Origin of the sequence: Microbacterium sp. MMO-35, from assembly GCF_037147555.1 — a bacterium.
Taxonomy (GTDB): domain Bacteria; phylum Actinomycetota; class Actinomycetes; order Actinomycetales; family Microbacteriaceae; genus Microbacterium.
The window spans coordinates 554,002-572,019 of record NZ_JBBCVH010000003.1; the positions used below are offsets into that span (position 1 = coordinate 554,002).

The following is an 18,018-nucleotide window of genomic DNA, read 5'->3' on the forward strand; positions in this document are numbered from 1 at the left end:
GTTACTTACCACTCTTTCCGGCCTTGCGACGCACGACCTCGCCGGCGTAGCGCACACCCTTGCCCTTGTACGGCTCGGGCTTGCGGATCTTGCGGATGTTCGCAGCCGCCTCACCGACGGCCTGCTTGCTGATGCCGCTGACGGTGAGCTTGTTGTTGCCCTCGACCGTCAGGGTGATGCCGGCGGGCGGGTCGATCAGGACCGGGTGCGAGAAGCCGAGGGCGAACTCGACCGAGCCGCCCTTCTGCTGCACGCGGTAACCGGTGCCGACGACCTCGAGGCCCTTGGAGTAGCCCTGGGTCACGCCGATGATGTCGTTGCTGATGAGCGTGCGGGTCAGACCGTGCAGCGAACGCGAAGCGCGCTCGTCGTCCGGACGGGTGACGAGAACCTGGTTCTCCTCGACCGACACCTCGATGGGGGAGGCCACGGTGAGCGAGAGCTCGCCCTTCGGGCCCTTCACCGTGATCGCACGGCCGTCGACCGAAACGGTCACGCCCGCGGGGATCTCGATGGGAAGTCGTCCAATACGCGACATTTCAGATCACCACACGTAGGCGAGAACTTCTCCGCCCACGCCCTTCTGCTCTGCCTGGCGGTCCGTGAGGAGCCCCGAGGACGTGGACAGGATAGCGACGCCGAGGCCACCGAGAACCTTGGGCAGCTCGGTCGACTTCGCGTACACGCGGAGACCGGGCTTGGAGACGCGCTTGATGCCGGCGATCGACCGCTCGCGGTTCGGGCCGTACTTCAGCGCGATGGTGAGGTTCTTGCCGACACGGGCGTCGGAGACCTCCCAGCCGGCGATGTAGCCCTCCTGCTGGAGGATCTCGGCGATGTGGGTCTTCAGCTTGCTCGACGGCAGGGTCACGGAGTCGTGGTGCGCCGAGTTCGCGTTGCGCAGACGGGTCAGCAGATCTGCGACCGGGTCTGTCATCGTCATAGTTGTCTTCTTTCGTTCATGAGGTTCCGGCTGCCGTTACACGGCAGACGGCCTGCGATGAGCACGCAATTTTCAATTGTACGTCAAGCGAGACACGCCCGAAGACCGGATCCTGTCGGATCCGGCCTTCGGTGCGTGACTTACGCCTGCGCGTCGTTCGACTTGAACGGGAAGCCGAGGTGGCGGAGCAGCGCCCGGCCCTCGTCGTCGTTCTTCGCCGTGGTGACGACAGTGATGTCGAAACCGCGGACGCGGTCGATCTTGTCCTGATCGATCTCGTGGAACACGCTCTGCTCCGTGAGACCGAAGGTGTAGTTACCGTTGCCGTCGAACTGCCGGTCCGAGAGTCCGCGGAAGTCGCGGATACGGGGCAGCGCCAGGTTCACGAGCCGGTCCACGAACTCCCAGGCGCGGTCACCGCGGAGGGTGACGTGCGCGCCGATGGGCTGACCCTCGCGCAGCTTGAACTGCGCGATGGACTTGCGGGCCTTCGTGACGATCGGCTTCTGGCCAGTGATCTTGGTGAGGTCGTCGACCGCACCATCGATCACCTTGGAGTCGCGCGCCGCCTCACCGACACCGGTGTTGACGACGACCTTGACCAGGCCGGGGATCTGCATGACGTTCGAGTAGCCGAACTCGTCCTGCAGCGCCTTCTTGATCTCGTTGTTGTACTTCGCCTTCAGGCGGGGCTGCACCTTGACAGCGCCCGCGGCGTCAGCAGCCGCCATCAGAGGTCCTTACCGCTCTTCTTCGCGTAGCGCACGCGGACCGTGCGCTTCACGCCGTCCTTGACCTGCTCCTCGACGCGGTGACCGACCTTGGTCGGCTTCTTCGTCTCGGGGTCGACCAGGGCGACGTTCGAGATGTGGATGGGGGCCTCGATGGTCTCGATGCCGCCCGTCTTGGTACCGCGCTGCGTCTGACCGACGCGGGTGTGCTTGGTGGCGTAGTTCACGCCCTCCACGATCACGCGGTTCTGCTCGACGAGGACCTCGAGGACCTTGCCCTGCTTGCCGCGATCGCCGCCCTTTTCCTGCTTGCGGCCGGTGATGACCTGGACCAGGTCACCCTTCTTGATGTTCGCCATGAGTTACAGCACCTCCGGGGCGAGCGAGACGATCTTCATGAACTTCTTGTCACGGAGCTCACGACCCACCGGGCCGAAGATACGGGTGCCGCGGGGCTCCCCGTCGTTCTTCAGGATCACGGCGGCGTTCTCGTCGAACTTGATGTACGAGCCGTCGGGACGGCGGGTCTGCTTCTTGGTGCGGACGATGACGGCCTTGACGACGTCACCCTTCTTCACGTTCCCACCGGGGATCGCGTCCTTCACCGTCGCGACGATGATGTCGCCCAGGCCCGCGTAGCGGCGGCTGGAGCCGCCGAGCACGCGGATGGTGAGCAGCTCCTTGGCGCCGGTGTTGTCGGCGACCTTGAGTCGGGACTCGGTCTGGATCACTTTGCCTTCTCCAGGATCTCCACCAGACGCCAGCGCTTCGTGGCGCTCAGCGGGCGGGTCTCGTTGATGAGAACGAGGTCGCCGATGCCGGCGGTGTTGTTCTCGTCGTGCGCCTTGACCTTGGTCGTACGGCGGATGACCTTGCCGTAGAGCGGGTGCTTCACGCGGTCCTCGACCTCGACGACGATGGTCTTGTCCATCTTGTCGCTGACGACGTAGCCGCGGCGCGACTTGCGGTAGCCACGGGCGTCGGCGTCGCGCACGTCGTGCGAGACGACCTCTGCCTCTGCGGCAGCAGCCTTCTTCTCAGCCATTACTCGGCCTCCTCCTTCGGCGCGTCAGCCTCTTCGGCCTTCTTCGCCTTTGCCTTGGACGCCTTCTTGGTCGGAGCCTCGACCGGAGCGGGCGTCGCACGGATGCCCAGCTCGCGCTCGCGGATCACGGTGTACAGGCGCGCGATGTCGCGCTTGACGGCGCGGATGCGGCCGTGGCTCTCCAACTGGCCGGTGGCCGACTGGAAACGGAGGTTGAACAGCTCCTCCTTGGCCTTGCGCAGCTCCTCGACGAGGCGCTGGTCTTCGAACGTGTCGAGCTCGGTCACACCGAGCTCCTTGGTGCCGATCGCCATTACGCGTCGCCCTCCTCGCGCTTGATGATGCGTGCCTTGAGCGGCAGCTTGTGAATGGCACGGGTCAGGGCCTCACGAGCGAGTTCCTCGTTGACGCCCGCGACCTCGAAGAGGACGCGACCCGGCTTGACGTTGGCGACCCACCACTCGGGGGAACCCTTACCGGAACCCATGCGGGTCTCGGCCGGCTTCTTCGTGAGCGGACGGTCGGGGTAGATGTTGATCCACACCTTTCCACCACGCTTGATGTGACGCGTCATCGCGATACGAGCGGACTCGATCTGACGGTTGGTCACGTAAGCGGGGGTGAGGGCCTGGATGCCGAACTCGCCGAAGGAGACCTTCGTGCCGCCGGTGGCCGCACCATCACGCTTGGGGTGATGCTGCTTGCGGAACTTGACCTTACGAGGGATAAGCATCAGGCAGACGCTCCTTCTGCGACGGGAGCCTCGTTGCGCGGGCCGCGGCGGCGGTCGCCACCACGGTCGTCACGACGGGACTTCGGTGCGTTGGCCTGCTCGCGGGCAAGCTCCTTGTTGGTGAGGTCACCCTTGTAGATCCAGACCTTCACGCCGATGCGGCCGAAGGTGGTCTTGGCCTCGTAGAAGCCGTAGTCGATGTTCGCGCGCAGCGTGTGCAGCGGCACACGACCCTCGCGGTAGAACTCCGACCGGCTCATCTCCGCGCCGCCGAGGCGGCCCGAGACCTGGATCCGGATGCCCTTCGCGCCGGCGCGCTGGGCGCCCTGGAGGCCCTTGCGCATGGCACGACGGAACGCGACACGAGCAGAGAGCTGCTCGGCGATGCCCTGGGCGACGAGCTGAGCGTCGGCCTCGGGGTTCTTCACCTCGAGGATGTTCAGCTGGATCTGCTTGCCCGTGAGCTTCTCGAGGTCGCCACGGATGCGCTCCGCCTCGGCGCCGCGGCGGCCGATGACGATGCCGGGACGCGCGGTGTGGATGTCCACACGCACGCGGTCGCGGGTGCGCTCGATCTCGATGTTGCTCACGCCGGCGCGGTCGAGCTGCGTCTGCAGGAGCTTGCGGATCTTGATGTCCTCGGCGACGTAGTCGGCGTAGCGCTGACCCGGCTTGGTCGAGTCAGAGAACCACCGGGACACGTGGTCCGTGGTGATGCCGAGGCGGAAGCCGTAGGGGTTTACCTTCTGTCCCATTACTTGCTCGCCTTCTCGTTCCCCGCGACCTCGGGGGTTGCCAGCACGACCGTGATGTGGCTCGTGCGCTTCTTGATCTGGAACGCGCGACCCTGGGCGCGGGGCTGGAAACGCTTCAGCGTCGTCCCCTCGTCCACGAAGGCGTTCTTGACGTAGAGGTCCTGCTCATCGAGGAACTCGCCGTCGCGGTCGGCCTTCACCTGGGCGTTGGCGATGGCGGAGTGCACGAGCTTGTAGATCGGCTCGGAGGCGCTCTGCTGCGCGAACTTCAGGATGGCGAGGGCTTCCTGCGCCTGCTTGCCCTTGATGAGGGCGACGACACGACGAGCCTTCTGCGGGGTCACGCGGATGTGCTTCACGCGTGCGATGGATTCGACCATTAGCGGCGCCGCCCCTTCTTGTCGTCCTTCACGTGGCCGCGGAAGGTGCGGGTGGGCGCGAACTCGCCCAGCTTGTGACCGACCATGCTCTCCGACACGAACACGGGGATGTGCTTGCGTCCGTCGTGCACGGCGATGGTGTGTCCCAGCATGGCGGGGATGATCATCGACCGGCGCGACCAGGTCTTGATGACGTTCTTGGTACCGGCATCGTTCTGACCGACCACCTTGCGAAGCAGGTGCTCGTCGACGAAGGGGCCCTTCTTAAGACTGCGAGGCATCTTCTCTTACTCCTACTTGCGCTTCTTGCCGGCGTTACGACGACGCACGATGTACTTGTCGCTTTCCTTGTTGGCGTGACGGGTGCGCCCCTCAGCCTGGCCCCACGGGGAGACGGGGTGACGTCCACCGGACGTCTTGCCCTCTCCACCACCGTGCGGGTGGTCCACCGGGTTCATCGCGACACCGCGGACGGTCGGGCGGACGCCCTTCCAGCGCTTGCGGCCGGCCTTGCCCCAGTTGATGTTGGACTGCTCGGCGTTGCCGACCTCGCCGATCGTCGCACGGCAGCGCGCGTCGACGTTGCGGATCTCGCCCGAGGGCAGACGCAGCTGGGCGTAGGGGCCGTCCTTCGCGACCAGACGCACGGAGGCGCCGGCCGAACGGGCCATCTTCGCGCCGCCGCCGGGGCGGAGCTCGATGGCGTGGATGACGGTACCCGTCGGGATGTTCTTCAGCGGGAGGTTGTTGCCCGGCTTGATGTCGGCGCCGGCACCCGACTCGACGACGTCGCCCTGCTTCAGCTTGTTCGGGGCGATGATGTAGCGCTTCTCGCCGTCGAAGTAGTGCAGCAGCGCGATGCGCGCGGTGCGGTTGGGGTCGTACTCGATGTGAGCGACCTTGGCGTCGATGCCGTCCTTGTCATTGCGACGGAAGTCGATGACGCGGTACTGGCGCTTGTGGCCACCACCGATGTGACGGGTCGTGATGCGGCCCTGGTTGTTGCGGCCACCGGTCTTGCTGAGCGGACGCAGCAGCGACTTCTCCGGCGTCGATCGGGTGATCTCGGCGAAGTCGGCCACCGACGAGCCGCGGCGACCCGGGGTCGTGGGCTTGTACTTGCGAATAGCCATGTTCTGTCCTTATCCCCCGGTCAGTTCACTGCCGTGAAGATGTCGATGGTGCCCGACTTCAGGGCGACGATGGCACGCTTGGTGTCCTTGCGCTTGCCCGTGCCGAAGCGGGTGCGGCGGGCCTTGCCGACGCGGTTGATCGTGTTGACGCTCGCGACCTTGACGTCGAAGATCTTCTCGATGGCGAGCTTGATCTCGGTCTTGGAGGCGCGGGGGTCCACCAGGAAGGTGTACTTGCCCTCGTCGATCAGGCCGTAGCTCTTCTCGGAGACGACCGGCTTCAGGATGATGTCGCGCGGGTCCTTGTTGGCAGCCGCGGCGAGGATGTTGTCGCTCATGCGGAGACCTCCTCGGTTGCGCCGGACTTCAGCGCGACGAACGCGTCGAAGGCCGCCTTGGTGAAGACGATGTCGTCGGAGTTGACCACGTCGTAGGCGTTGAGCTGGTCGGCGTACAGCACGTGCACGGCGGCCAGGTTGCGGACGCTCAGGGCGGTGAGGTCGTCCTCGCGGTCGATGACCACGAGGAGGTTCTTGCCCGGGAGCGACTTCAGGTAGGCGGCGGCCGTCTTGGTGGACGGCTTGCCCTCGATGCCGAAGGACTCGACGACGTGCAGGCGCTCACCGCGGAAGCGGTCGCTCAGCGCACCCACGAGGGCGGCGGCGATCATCTTCTTGGGGGTGCGCTGCGAGTAGTCGCGCGGCTTCGGGCCGTGGACGATGCCACCGCCGGTCATGTGCGGCGCGCGGATGGAGCCCTGACGGGCGTTACCCGTGCCCTTCTGCTTGAAGGGCTTGCGACCGGCACCGGAGACCTCACCGCGACGCTTGGTCGAGTGGGTGCCCTGGCGCGCCGCGGCGAGCTGCGCGACGACGACCTGGTGGATCAGCGGAACGTTGGTCTTGGCGTCGAAGATCGCGGCGGGGGCGTCGACCGTACCGGTCTTCTTGCCGCCGGCGAACACGTCGAGCGTCAGAGTGGTGTCAGCCATGGGACTCAGGCACCCTTCACTGCGTTGCGGACGTAGACGATGCGGCCGCGGGCACCGGGGACGGCGCCCTTGACGAGCAGCAGACCCTTCTCGGCGTCGACGGCGTGCACCGTGAGGTTGAGGACGGTCACGCGCTCGCCACCCATACGACCGGCCATGCGCATGCCCTTGAAGACACGGCTCGGGGTCGAGGAAGCACCGATGGAACCGGGCTTGCGGTGGTTGCGGTGCGAACCGTGCGAAGCGGACACGCCCTTGAAGTTGTGGCGCTTCATGACACCGGCGAAGCCCTTGCCCTTGCTGGTGCCGACGACGTCGACCAGCTGGCCGGCCTCGAAGGTGCCCTCAACGGTGAGCTCCTGGCCCAGCGTGTAGTCGCCGGCGTCCGCGGTGCGGATCTCGGTGACGTGGCGGCGCGGGGTGACCCCGGCGGCCTCGAAGTGCTTGGCGAGGGGCTGCGTGACCTTGCGCGGGTCGATCTGACCGGCCGCGATCTGCACGGCGTTGTAGCCGTCCTTCTCGGGGGTGCGGATCTGGGTGACCACGTTCGGGGCCAGCTCGATCACGGTGACCGGGACCAGCTTGCCGTTCTCGTTCCAGACCTGGGTCATGCCGAGCTTGGTGCCGAGCAGGCCCTTGGAAATCTTTGCGTTGATGTCGACCATCGTGATCCCCTTACAGCTTGATCTCGATGTTGACGTCAGCAGGAAGGTCGAGACGCATGAGCGAGTCAACGGCCTTCGGCGTCGGGTCGACGATGTCGATCAGACGCTTGTGGGTGCGCATCTCGAAGTGCTCGCGGCTGTCCTTGTACTTGTGGGGCGACCGGATGACGCACACGACGTTCTTCTCGGTCGGAAGCGGCACCGGGCCGACGACGGTCGCGCCCGCACGGGTCACGGTGTCGACGATCTTGCGGGCCGACGTGTCGATGACCTCGTGGTCATACGACTTCAGGCGAATGCGGATCTTCTGTCCCGCCATTGTCTGCTCTCTCTCTTCAAGCGTCTTACCTGCCCGGACCCGGTGGTCCGGGGGCATTGGACGCGCGACGGCGCGGTCTGCGCCTTCGCACTCCTCCTCCCGGCCCGTGTCGCGGATCCGAGGATCCGTTCCCTGAGCCCGTCGAAGGGGCGCACCACTGTTCTGCTGTCAGCCCGGAGCCTCACGACTCGCGGAAGCCGACCCCCGCACATGGCGAGGCCTCGGTGAGGAGGTGTCGGTTGTGTGTTCTGCTGCCCGCGGCCCAGATCCCTGCGCTCGCTTCCCGGAGGAAGGGCGCCGTCTGTGCACTGCCCTGACAGTGATCCGGCGCGCATCGGGACGCACACCGGAATGTGGAACCTCAATAGTCTACGCGCAGCCCGGGCGTGTCGCAAACTCGGGCGTGTCGTGGACGGCGTGTCCGGCGTGTCGCACGCCCGCGGGCACGACGAAGGGTGGGGGCCGAAGCTCCCCGCCCTTCGCGAGATGTCAGTGCTGCGCGGAACGCGTCACTCGTTGCCGACCTGCTTGTCGAGGTTGTCGCGCACCCCGTCGATCTGCTCGGAGGCACCCGGAGCGACCTTCTTGGCGAGGTCGGCGGCGCCACCCAGAACAGTGTCGCTGATGCCTTCGGCCTGCTCGCTGTGCAGCAGCTCCTCGACCTTCTCCTTGTTCTCCTCGAAGAATTCCTTGCCCTTGTTCACCGCGTCGTTGATGGCGTCTCCGAGACCCATGGGGTTCCCTCCCTCGATCGAGCCGACTGTCGGCCCGCACGTGGCCATTCTGCACGGCGGACCAGGGCGTCGACAAGACCCGATCCTAAGCAGGATCCGAGTGGCGCCGAGGGAGGGAGCCGATGCACGGCGGGGACGACAAAGGGGCCGGACCCGAAGGCCCGACCCCTGTGCGCAGAAGCAGATGCTTACTTGATGACCTTGGTCACCGTGCCGGCGCCGACGGTGCGGCCACCCTCACGGATCGCGAAGCCGAGGCCCTCTTCCATGGCGATCGGCTGGATCAGGTCGACCTTCATGTCCGTGGTGTCGCCGGGCATGACCATCTCGGTGCCCTCGGGCAGCGAGATGACGCCGGTGACGTCCGTGGTGCGGAAGTAGAACTGCGGGCGGTAGTTCGTGTAGAAGGGGTTGTGGCGGCCACCCTCGTCCTTGGACAGGATGTACGCGGTGCCCTCGAACTCGGTGTGCGGGGTGATCGAACCCGGCTTCACCACGACCTGGCCGCGCTCGACGTCCTCGCGCTTGGTGCCACGGAGGAGAAGACCGCAGTTCTCGCCGGCCCACGCCTCGTCGAGCTGCTTGTGGAACATCTCGATACCCGTGACCGTGGTCTTCTGCGTCGGGCGGATGCCGACGATCTCGACCTCGGAGTTGATCGCGAGGGTGCCACGCTCGGCGCGGCCCGTGACGACGGTGCCACGACCGGTGATCGTGAAGACGTCCTCGATCGGCATCAGGAACGGCTTGTCCTTGTCGCGCACCGGGTCGGGGATCGAGTTGTCGACGGCCTCCATGAGGTCGAGGATGGACTGGGTCCACTTCTCGTCACCCTCGAGGGCCTTCAGGCCGGAGACGCGGACGACCGGAGCCGCCTCGTCGAAGCCCTGGCTGGCAAGCAGCTCGGAGACCTCGAGCTCGACGAGCTCCAGGATCTCCTCGTCTTCGACCATGTCGGCCTTGTTCAGCGCGACGAGCAGGTACGGCACGCCGACCTGCTTGGCGAGCAGCACGTGCTCACGGGTCTGCGCCATCGGGCCGTCGGTGGCCGCGACCACGAGGATCGCGCCGTCCATCTGCGCCGCACCGGTGATCATGTTCTTGATGTAGTCGGCGTGACCGGGCGCGTCGACGTGAGCGTAGTGACGCTTCGGGGTCTCGTACTCGACGTGCGAGATGTTGATCGTGATACCGCGCTGACGCTCCTCGGGAGCGGAGTCGATCGACGCGAAGTCGCGCTGAACGTTGGTGGCCGACGGGAACTTGTCGGCGAGCACCTTCGAGATCGCAGCGGTGAGCGTGGTCTTGCCGTGGTCGACGTGACCGATCGTTCCGATGTTCACGTGCGGCTTGGTCCGCTCGAACTTGGCCTTAGCCACTGGGTCCTCCTCAGGACGTCATGTAGGGGCACCGGGCACTGGATTGTGACCGCTTTCCTACGGGTGTGATTCTCAGTTTAGTAGAGAGACGATGTGAAGTTGTCTGAGTGCCTGGCGGACCCGTGACCGGGGCCCGGATCCGCCAGGCTCCTAGGGCTTACTCGCCCTTGGTCTTCTGGATGATCTCGTCGGCGACGGCGCGCGGGACCTCGGCGTAGCTGTCGAACTCCATGGAGTAGACGGCACGACCGGAGGTCTTCGAACGCAGGTCGCCGATGTAGCCGAACATCTCGGACAGCGGGACCGACGCGCGCACGACCTTGACGCCCTGGGCGTCCTCCATCGACTGGATCTGGCCACGACGCGAGTTCAGGTCGCCGATGACGTCGCCCATGTACTCCTCGGGAGTACGGACCTCGACGGCCATGAGCGGCTCGAGCAGCACGGGGTTCGCGCGGCGGACGGCCTCCTTGAAGCCCATCGAGCCGGCGATCTTGAACGCCATCTCCGAGGAGTCGACGTCGTGCGACGCGCCGTCGATCAGGGTCGCCTTGACACCGACCATCGGGTAGCCCGCGAGGGCTCCGGTGGCCATGGCGTCCTGGAAGCCCTGGTTGGTCGGCTCGATGTACTCGCGCGGGATGCGGCCACCGGTGACGCTGTTGACGAACTCGTAGGTCTGCTCCGCGGTCACCTCGAGCGGCTCGATGGTGAACTGGATCTTGGCGAACTGGCCCGATCCACCCGTCTGCTTCTTGTGGGTGTAGTCGTGCTTCTCGACGGCCTTCTTGATCGTCTCGCGGTAGGCCACCTGCGGCTTGCCGACGTTGGCCTCGACCTTGAACTCGCGCTTCATGCGGTCCACGAGGATGTCCAGGTGCAGCTCGCCCATGCCCTTGATGGTCGTCTGACCGGTCTCCGGGTTGAGCTCCGTGCGGAACGTCGGGTCCTCTTCGGCGAGCTTCTGGATCGCGGTGCCCAGCTTCTCCTGGTCGGCCTTGGTCTTCGGCTCGATGGCGACCTCGATGACCGGCTCCGGGAACGTCATCGACTCGAGGACGACGGGCTGCGCCGGGTCGGCGAGGGTGTCACCGGTGGTGGTGTCCTTCAGGCCGATGACGGCGTAGATGTTGCCCGCGGTGAGCGAGTCGACCGGGTTCTCCTTGTTGGCGTGCATCTGGAAGATCTTGCCGATGCGCTCCTTCTTGCCCTTGGTCGAGTTGATGACCTGGGCGCCGGAGTCGAGGTGACCCGAGTAGACGCGCACGTAGGTGAGGCGACCGAAGAACGGGTGCACGGCGACCTTGAAGGCCAGCGCGGCGAACGGGTCGTTGGCGTCGGGGTGACGCTCGATGACCTTCTCCTCGTCCTTGGGGTCGTGCGCCTCGATGGCGGGCACGTCCAGCGGGGACGGGAGGTAGTCGACGACCGCGTCGAGCATCGGCTGCACGCCGCGGTTCTTGAACGCGGAGCCGCAGAGCACGGGGTAGATCTCGCTCGCGACGACCATCTTGCGGATGGCGCCCTTGATCTCCGCGATCGTGAGCTCCTCGCCGCCGAAGAACTTCTCGAGCAGCACGTCGTCGGTCTCGGCGACGGTCTCGAGCAGCTGCTGACGGTACTCCTCAGCGCGGTCCTTGAGCTCGGCCGGGATCTCCTGCACCTCGTACGAGGCACCCATGGTCACGTCACCCTTGGCGTCGCCGGGCCAGACCAGCGCACGCATCTCGATGAGGTCGACGACGCCGACGAAGTCGTTCTCCGCGCCGATCGGCAGCTGCAGCACGAGCGGCTTGGCGCCCAGGCGCTTCACGATGGTGTCGACGGTGTAGTAGAAGTCCGCGCCGAGCTTGTCCATCTTGTTGACGAAGCAGATGCGGGGGACGTTGTACTTGTCGGCCTGACGCCACACGGTCTCGGACTGGGGCTCGACGCCCTCCTTGCCGTCGAAGACGGCGACGGCACCGTCGAGGACGCGGAGCGAGCGCTCCACCTCGACCGTGAAGTCCACGTGACCCGGGGTGTCGATGATGTTGATCTGGTTCTTGTTCCAGAAGCAGGTCACGGCGGCGGACGTGATCGTGATGCCGCGCTCCTTCTCCTGCTCCATCCAGTCGGTCGTCGAGGCGCCGTCGTGGGTCTCGCCGAGCTTGTGGTTCACACCCGTGTAGAACAGGATGCGCTCGGTCGTCGTGGTCTTACCGGCATCGATGTGCGCCATGATGCCGATGTTGCGGACCTTGCTCAGGTCGGTGAGCACTTCTTGTGCCACGGGGTGTCCTTATCTTCTTGCTGTCGTCACGCGACGAAGGAAAGTGTGGGGTGCCGGGACCGGATCCTCTGCGGATCCGATCCCGGCCCGACTGGTGATTACCAGCGGTAGTGCGCGAAGGCGCGGTTCGACTCGGCCATCTTGTGAGTGTCCTCGCGGCGCTTGACCGCGGCACCCAGGCCGTTCGAGGCGTCCAGGATCTCGTTCTGGAGACGCTCGGTCATGGTCTTCTCACGACGGCTCTTGGCGTAGCTGACGAGCCAGCGGAGGGCGAGGGTGTTCGCGCGGTGCGGCTTCACCTCGACCGGGACCTGGTAGGTCGAACCGCCGACGCGGCGGCTCTTGACCTCGAGGGTCGGACGGATGTTGTCGAGAGCCTTCTTCAGGGTCGCGACGGCATCCTGGCCGTTCTTCGCCTCGACACCGGTGAGGGCGCCGTAGACGATGGCCTCAGCGAGCGACTTCTTGCCGTCGATGAGGATCTTGTTGACCAGCTGGCTGACGATCGGTGCGCCGTAGACCGGGTCGTTGACGACGGGGCGCTTGGGGGCGGGGCCCTTACGAGGCATCTAACTCAACCCTTCTTCGCGCCGTAGCGGGAACGAGCCTGCTTACGGTTCTTGACGGCCTGGGTGTCCAGGGCGCCACGGACGATCTTGTAGCGGACACCGGGGAGGTCCTTGACACGACCACCGCGCACGAGCACCAGCGAGTGCTCCTGCAGGTTGTGGCCCTCACCGGGGATGTACGCGGTGACCTCGGTGCCGTTGCGGAGCTTCACACGGGCGACCTTGCGCATCGCCGAGTTCGGCTTCTTCGGGGTGGTGGTGTACACGCGGGTGCACACGCCGGCCTGCTGCGGGTTCGACTTCAGGGCGGGAGCCTTGGTCTTGGTGACCTTCGGCGAACGACCCTTGCGAACCAACTGCTGAATAGTTGGCACTGCTTCTCCTTGTTGTGCTGCACGGTGACAGCGTGATGGGTTTCACATCAGACCCACCCGCACGCCGGATGACGGTGCGCGTTTGGATGGTGGGTATGCCGTGGGGGCGGAACCGGCGAATGCCGGTGCCCGGTACGCGCGCGTCAAGACGCACGCATACCCGCTCTATGGTAATGCGCGGTAACACGGCGGTCAAATGGACGGGACACGGCGCGCCGGGTCGCGGCGAACCCGGGCCGGCCGGGCCGTCTCCCGACCCCGCCGGCGTCCCGGGGCGTCTGCTCCGCTCAGCGCAGATCGCGCAGCCGCGCGGTCATCGTGGCGTGCTCGGCGCGGCGTTCCGCCGTGGTCGCGATGATGAGCAGCACCGCGCCCATCACCGCGAGCGTGATCCACCACGGCATCGACTCGATCCCGCGCCCGATCTGCACCGCGAACACGAAGACGTTCTCGATCGGCAGCACGATCAGGCCGATGAGGAACGGGGCGGCGAGCCGCCGCGTCGCCCCCACGAGGATCGCGACCAGGGCGAGGCCCATCACCAGGATCGCCCGCCAGGTGAGCGGATCCGTGAAGGTCGAGACGACGGATGCGAGCAGGGTGACGACGATCCCGGGCCCGAGCAGCGCCCAGGATCCGCGGGCTCGGCCCGGCCAGTCGTGCAGGCCTGCGAAGGGCCCCGCCGGTGCGGAGGCCGCCGCCGTCGACGCAGCGCGCGCGGATCCGGCCTGCATCCCCGCCGCGAGCAGGAACAGCCCCAGCGGGAGGGAGAACCACTCGACCCGCAGATCACGGGGGCTCCACGCGACGACGGCGGTCACGAAGGCGAGCCCGAAGAGCACCCACACCGGCACCGCGGCGCGGTCCCCGCGTGCGGCCCGTCGGGCGGCGATCACCAGGGCGGCGAGGACGACGATCATCAGCGCCCACATCCCCCAGATCGAGAACCAGTCGCGCCGGATCGCCGGCCAGACGCCGGCCGTCACGGCCAGCGCCGCGGGGACGAACAGCCATCGCGAGCCGCGCACGGCGGCATCGGAGGCGATGCCGCGCAGCCCGGCGGCGGCCATCGCCATCCCGGTCCCGCCCGCCGCGGAGAGGGCGAGGCAGGCGAGGAAGAGCGGCGCCGGCGGCAGCGATTCCGGCAGCAGCGGCGCGACTCCCCTCCCCCGCGCCAGCAGGATCGCCTGCGACGTCCCCGCGAGACCGGCCGCCATCGCCGCCGCGCACAGCCACGACCCCGCCGACCGCAGCCGTCGTGCCACGATCGACGCCCCCTCGGCGGCTCCGGCCCCGTCGTCGGTCCGCAGGCGGCGCCGGAGCAGCAGCCCCGCCGCGGCGATCCCCCAGGACGCTGCGATCAGCAGAGCGGTGCGCCAGACCGAGCCGGCCGCATCGCCCATGCTGATGAGCACGAGCATCGGCAGCACCGCGCCGCCCGCCCCCGCCGCGACCAGCGCTCCCCCACGTCCGCCGCGCAGCGCCCGGACGATCCCCAGCGCGATCGCCACGAGCGACGGCGGCAGCAGATACGCCTCCGCGAGCGTCACCCCCGCCGCGGCGCAGGCCGACCAGAGCGCGCCCGTCGCGGCCGCCGCCGCGACCGCGCGCAGGTGCCGCCGTCGCGTGGTGATCGCGGCGATGCCGGCCCCCGCCGCCAGCACGGCGAGCACGAGGCAGGCCGTGCCGAATCCCGCCGCCGGACGCACCACCGCCAGCAGCACGGCGAGCGCGCCGGTGAGCAGCGCCCCCGCCTCGAGCGCGTGCTGCAGCTGGGCCGCGAGGATCCGTCCCACCCCGCGCTCCGCGAGCACGACGCGGATCCGGCGCGTGCATGGCAGCACGCCGGCGACCAGCGCGGCGATGAGCGGCAGCACCACGGGCGAGGCGCTCGTCGGCAGCAGCTGCGCCCCCAGGCACAGCACGGAGACGGCGAGCGACGGCACCAGCACCGCGGCAGCGAGCAGCCGCACCGCCGGCACGGCGCCGTCGCGCCCCGTGGCCATGAGCAGCACCGCGAGCACCGCCATGGCGGCCGTCGGCAGCGCCGTCCAGCCGCTGCGCTCCACGACCACCTGGGCGACCCCGATCGCGAACGGCGCCGCGGCGACCACGAGCGCCGCCAGCCACGAGCGCGCCGGGACGAAGGGCAGCACCGTGATGACCGCGACGGCGAGTAGTCCCGCGGTCGCGGCGAGGCTGAGCAGCGCGACGCCGCCGAGCCCCGCCTGGCCGAGCGCCGCCGCGAGCACGACCAGCGCGTAGCCGAACCCGACGCCGACCAGCCCGAACCGCCAGCCCTGCGGCAGTGCGGCGCCGAGGGCGAAGAGCGCCGCGATGGTGACCGTCCCGGCCAGCGGCATGAGGACGGGATCCGCGGCGCCGACGAGAGCGGCGAGCAGCACGTCGAGATGGGCGACCAGGATCAGCAGCACCCGGGCGAGCTCGCCGACCCGCGGCCGCGGCACACGCACGGCCAGCGCGATCGCGACCCCGGCGGCCAGGAGGATGCCGATGCGCAGCCAGGCGGGAAGCAGTCCCGACCCTCCGACGGCCAGCACGGCGAGCGCCGCGGGCAGGATCGCCAGGGTCGCGAAGGTCCTCCGGAACATCGCGCTCCTCCGGCGGCCGGACAGCACCGCGACGCCCCCCAGCGCCGCTGCCCCGATGGCGAGGCTCGCGACGAACGCCCACCCGCCCTCCGGCACCGGCACGGCGGCGGGGGACTCGGAGCGCACGGCGAGCCGCGAGAGCGTGGTCACGCCGGCGAACGCCGCGAACATCACCCCGGGAAGCAGCGCCACCGCCAGCACCCCTGTCGCCCCGGCGGCGACCGCGACCGGCCGCACCCCGCGCGGCAGCGGCAGCACCGCGCCGAGCAGCACGAGCCCGAGTCCGACGCCGGCGGCGCAGATCACGAGGAACCAGGGGACACTCATCCCGGGCGCGACGCTCAGGGCGACGAGCACCGGTGCGCCGGAACCGGCGACGCCGGCCACGATGCTCCATCCCGCCGCGGCCCCCTGCCGGGCGGAGAGCAGCGCATGCACGCAGACGAGCACCGCGGCGAGCGCGAGCACGGGCACACCGCCCGAGAACAGCACCAGGCGCCCCGCGCTGATCGCGAGCACGGTGGCGATCGCGAAGGCCTGGACGGCGATCAGCGAGCCGCGTTCGACAGCGAACGGGGCCGTGGGGCGGCGCGTGGGCGCCGTCTCGGCGGACGGCGACGAGGGGAGCTCCTCCCGCGCCGGATCCGCCGGCGCGGGCTCCTTCCGTGCGCCCGGCGGTGTCGCGGCATCCTCGACGATCGCCGTCGCAGAGCCTTCGGCGCGCGGATCCGGGAAGCGCGCCCCGATCCGCGGCAGCAGGGCGACCTCTCCCCTCGCCACGAACGCGGCGGCGATGAACGCGAGAGGCGCCCAGTCTCCCGCCCCGGCGACGCCGGCGAGCATCGCGGGAGCCAGCGAGAGACCGACCGCTCCCGCCCAGAGCCAGAGACGCAGGCCGGCGCGTCCGGCGAACGCGAGAAGCGTCCCCGACGCCGCCGCGGTGAGCAACGCGCCGAGGAGCCAGGGGTCCATGCCCGTCGCCGCGGTCACCAGCCCGTGCGCCGCGAGCGCGACGAACACCAGGGCCAGGCCGGCGACGGTCTCGGCCGAGAAGCGCAGCCGGCGACGGGCGAGCACGACGGCGCCGAGGGCGAACAGCGCCCCGGTCGCCGCGACGATCGCGGTGCGCGCCGCCTCGAGCAGATCCGGCGTGAAGAAGCTGAACACGATCGCCGCCGTGCCGACCAGTCCCGCACCCGCGAGCGAGAGCAGCGACTGCAGCGGGGCATCTCCCCCGGAGTCGCCGCCGGCAGCGGGCCGCGGCGAGAGCATCGTCGACGCCGACGCCGACGGCGACGGCGACGACCCACCGACCTCGCCACCGGCTCCGCCCGCGACGGAGTCGACACCCCGTACCTGCCCTGTGCCTCCCGGGGCGCCTGCCCGGGCGTCTCGGTCCGCGGGACGCACCCGGGGCAGGCCGGCGACGAGAAGCTCCCGGCGCCGCAGCGCCTCGGCCGCGTCGCGCGACGCCCGCCACACGCCCAGCGCCTCGGGCCCGCGGAAGTCAGCGCCGCAGACGGTGCATGAGGATCCGGTAACCCCGGTGCCGCAGACCGGGCAGCGGGTGTCGTCGTCCAGCCGCGAGATCGCGTCGGCCGCCCAGGGCGCGGTCATGCGTCCTCCTCGGGGATCCAGCGCAGGATCTCGCCCGGCTGGCACTCCAGCACCCGGCAGATCGCGTCGAGCGTCGTGAAGCGCACGGCCTTGGCGCGACCGTTCTTGAGCACGGCGACGTTCGCGGGAGTGATCCCGATCGCGTCGGCGAACTCCTGCACGCTCATCTTCTTCTTCGCGAGCTGCACGTCGAGATCGATCACGATGGGCATCAGACGACCTCGGAGAGATCCTGCTCGAGCTCGAGGGCCTTGCGCAGCAGGCCGCGCATCACGCCGACGAGGAGGGCCAGGGCGATGCCGATCACGACTCCGACAACGCCGAGCAGGAGGATCGACGGATTGACGGCCCGGCCGAAGGCGAGCACCACCACCGCACCGGCGATGAGCACCGCGGACGCGGCCATCGTCGCCATGATGACGTCCACGTACCGGAACGCATCCTGGCTGAAGATCCGGTCCTCGCGCACGAGTGAGAGCAGCCGCCAGACGCAGATCAGCACGATCTCGATGAGGGCGACGAGCACGATGCCTCCGACGATGCCCGGCACCGCCAGATAGGCGAGGTCGGGGTTGCGCTCGGCGGCGAGCAGCGCGACGCCGGGGATGAGGAAGACCTGGGTGGAGAGCAGCAGCGCGAGCAGGACGACGATGAGCGCCTTGAGCGAGGCGGTGATCCGGGGCTGCATGGGGCTCCTATCGAAAAGCGATCTGTATCTATCGAAAAACGATAGCCATGCGGAGGCGCCGACGCCAGCCACGCCCCG

General features: G+C 68.4%; 24 protein-coding genes. All 24 read right to left on the minus strand.

Annotated features, from left to right (window positions below; translation table 11 throughout):
- Position 1: 1 nt before the first annotated feature.
- The gene (gene rplF, locus WFJ01_RS09470) at positions 2-538 is read right to left on the minus strand and encodes a 50S ribosomal protein L6 (protein WP_336628866.1); all 537 of its coding nucleotides are present in this window, start codon (positions 536-538) and stop codon (positions 2-4) included.
- 6 nt (positions 539-544) lie between these two features.
- On the minus strand, positions 545-943 hold the full coding sequence (gene rpsH, locus WFJ01_RS09475) for a 30S ribosomal protein S8 (protein ID WP_045249914.1): 399 nt from the start codon (positions 941-943) through the stop codon (positions 545-547).
- A 140-nt stretch (positions 944-1,083) separates the two neighbouring features.
- The gene (gene rplE, locus WFJ01_RS09480) at positions 1,084-1,674 is read right to left on the minus strand and encodes a 50S ribosomal protein L5 (protein ID WP_336628867.1); all 591 of its coding nucleotides are present in this window, start codon (positions 1,672-1,674) and stop codon (positions 1,084-1,086) included.
- Positions 1,674-2,033 (minus strand): 50S ribosomal protein L24, encoded by a 360-nt coding sequence (gene rplX, locus WFJ01_RS09485; RefSeq protein ID WP_233312360.1) that lies wholly within the window; start codon positions 2,031-2,033, stop codon positions 1,674-1,676. Before rplX ends, rplE begins: the two co-directional genes overlap by 1 nt.
- A gap of 3 nt (positions 2,034-2,036) precedes the next feature.
- Positions 2,037-2,405 carry a 50S ribosomal protein L14 gene (gene rplN, locus WFJ01_RS09490; protein ID WP_045271048.1) on the minus strand — a complete coding sequence of 123 codons (369 nt, stop codon included), beginning with the start codon at positions 2,403-2,405 and terminating at the stop codon, positions 2,037-2,039.
- The gene (gene rpsQ, locus WFJ01_RS09495; RefSeq protein WP_052674221.1) at positions 2,402-2,719 is read right to left on the minus strand and encodes a 30S ribosomal protein S17; all 318 of its coding nucleotides are present in this window, start codon (positions 2,717-2,719) and stop codon (positions 2,402-2,404) included. Before rpsQ ends, rplN begins: the two co-directional genes overlap by 4 nt.
- Complete coding sequence (rpmC, locus tag WFJ01_RS09500) at positions 2,719-3,033, minus strand: 50S ribosomal protein L29 (RefSeq protein WP_336628868.1); 315 nt, start codon at positions 3,031-3,033, stop codon at positions 2,719-2,721. The genes rpsQ and rpmC overlap by 1 nt, the downstream gene beginning before the upstream one ends.
- Complete coding sequence (gene rplP / locus WFJ01_RS09505; protein ID WP_251445556.1) at positions 3,033-3,452, minus strand: 50S ribosomal protein L16; 420 nt, start codon at positions 3,450-3,452, stop codon at positions 3,033-3,035. Before rplP ends, rpmC begins: the two co-directional genes overlap by 1 nt.
- On the minus strand, positions 3,452-4,207 hold the full coding sequence (gene rpsC / locus WFJ01_RS09510; protein ID WP_233312362.1) for a 30S ribosomal protein S3: 756 nt from the start codon (positions 4,205-4,207) through the stop codon (positions 3,452-3,454). Before rpsC ends, rplP begins: the two co-directional genes overlap by 1 nt.
- Positions 4,207-4,587, minus strand: coding sequence for a 50S ribosomal protein L22 (gene rplV, locus WFJ01_RS09515; RefSeq protein ID WP_336628869.1), 381 nt, complete (start codon positions 4,585-4,587; stop codon positions 4,207-4,209). The genes rpsC and rplV overlap by 1 nt, the downstream gene beginning before the upstream one ends.
- Positions 4,587-4,868 carry a 30S ribosomal protein S19 gene (gene rpsS, locus WFJ01_RS09520; protein ID WP_251445553.1) on the minus strand — a complete coding sequence of 94 codons (282 nt, stop codon included), beginning with the start codon at positions 4,866-4,868 and terminating at the stop codon, positions 4,587-4,589. Before rpsS ends, rplV begins: the two co-directional genes overlap by 1 nt.
- A 12-nt stretch (positions 4,869-4,880) precedes the next feature.
- On the minus strand, positions 4,881-5,720 hold the full coding sequence (gene rplB, locus WFJ01_RS09525) for a 50S ribosomal protein L2 (protein ID WP_251445550.1): 840 nt from the start codon (positions 5,718-5,720) through the stop codon (positions 4,881-4,883).
- A gap of 20 nt (positions 5,721-5,740) precedes the next feature.
- Positions 5,741-6,058 (minus strand): 50S ribosomal protein L23, encoded by a 318-nt coding sequence (rplW, locus tag WFJ01_RS09530; protein WP_045249924.1) that lies wholly within the window; start codon positions 6,056-6,058, stop codon positions 5,741-5,743.
- Positions 6,055-6,711 carry a 50S ribosomal protein L4 gene (gene rplD / locus WFJ01_RS09535; RefSeq protein WP_292883721.1) on the minus strand — a complete coding sequence of 219 codons (657 nt, stop codon included), beginning with the start codon at positions 6,709-6,711 and terminating at the stop codon, positions 6,055-6,057. The genes rplW and rplD overlap by 4 nt, the downstream gene beginning before the upstream one ends.
- A 5-nt stretch (positions 6,712-6,716) precedes the next feature.
- Positions 6,717-7,376, minus strand: coding sequence for a 50S ribosomal protein L3 (gene rplC, locus WFJ01_RS09540; protein WP_251445543.1), 660 nt, complete (start codon positions 7,374-7,376; stop codon positions 6,717-6,719).
- A gap of 10 nt (positions 7,377-7,386) precedes the next feature.
- A complete protein-coding gene (rpsJ, locus tag WFJ01_RS09545; protein WP_017201594.1) occupies positions 7,387-7,695 on the minus strand; it encodes a 30S ribosomal protein S10 in 309 nt (102 codons plus the stop codon).
- Between the two features lie 509 nt (positions 7,696-8,204).
- Entirely contained in the window at positions 8,205-8,429 is a 225-nt protein-coding gene (locus WFJ01_RS09550; protein ID WP_251445541.1) for a hypothetical protein, read from the minus strand.
- Between the two features lie 188 nt (positions 8,430-8,617).
- Positions 8,618-9,808, minus strand: a complete 1,191-nt coding sequence (tuf, locus tag WFJ01_RS09555; protein WP_336628870.1) for an elongation factor Tu — start codon at positions 9,806-9,808, stop codon at positions 8,618-8,620.
- A 157-nt stretch (positions 9,809-9,965) separates the two neighbouring features.
- Complete coding sequence (fusA, locus tag WFJ01_RS09560; protein WP_292883716.1) at positions 9,966-12,080, minus strand: elongation factor G; 2,115 nt, start codon at positions 12,078-12,080, stop codon at positions 9,966-9,968.
- Positions 12,081-12,178: 98 nt separating this feature from the next.
- Entirely contained in the window at positions 12,179-12,649 is a 471-nt protein-coding gene (gene rpsG, locus WFJ01_RS09565; protein ID WP_251445535.1) for a 30S ribosomal protein S7, read from the minus strand.
- A gap of 5 nt (positions 12,650-12,654) precedes the next feature.
- Complete coding sequence (gene rpsL / locus WFJ01_RS09570) at positions 12,655-13,023, minus strand: 30S ribosomal protein S12 (RefSeq protein ID WP_017201609.1); 369 nt, start codon at positions 13,021-13,023, stop codon at positions 12,655-12,657.
- Between the two features lie 287 nt (positions 13,024-13,310).
- The gene (locus WFJ01_RS09575) at positions 13,311-17,252 is read right to left on the minus strand and encodes an SCO7613 C-terminal domain-containing membrane protein (protein WP_336628871.1); all 3,942 of its coding nucleotides are present in this window, start codon (positions 17,250-17,252) and stop codon (positions 13,311-13,313) included.
- A complete protein-coding gene (locus WFJ01_RS09580) occupies positions 17,249-17,464 on the minus strand; it encodes a helix-turn-helix domain-containing protein (RefSeq protein WP_251445528.1) in 216 nt (71 codons plus the stop codon). Before WFJ01_RS09580 ends, WFJ01_RS09575 begins: the two co-directional genes overlap by 4 nt.
- Positions 17,464-17,940, minus strand: coding sequence for a DUF2975 domain-containing protein (locus WFJ01_RS09585; RefSeq protein ID WP_251445524.1), 477 nt, complete (start codon positions 17,938-17,940; stop codon positions 17,464-17,466). Before WFJ01_RS09585 ends, WFJ01_RS09580 begins: the two co-directional genes overlap by 1 nt.
- Positions 17,941-18,018 lie beyond the last annotated feature (78 nt).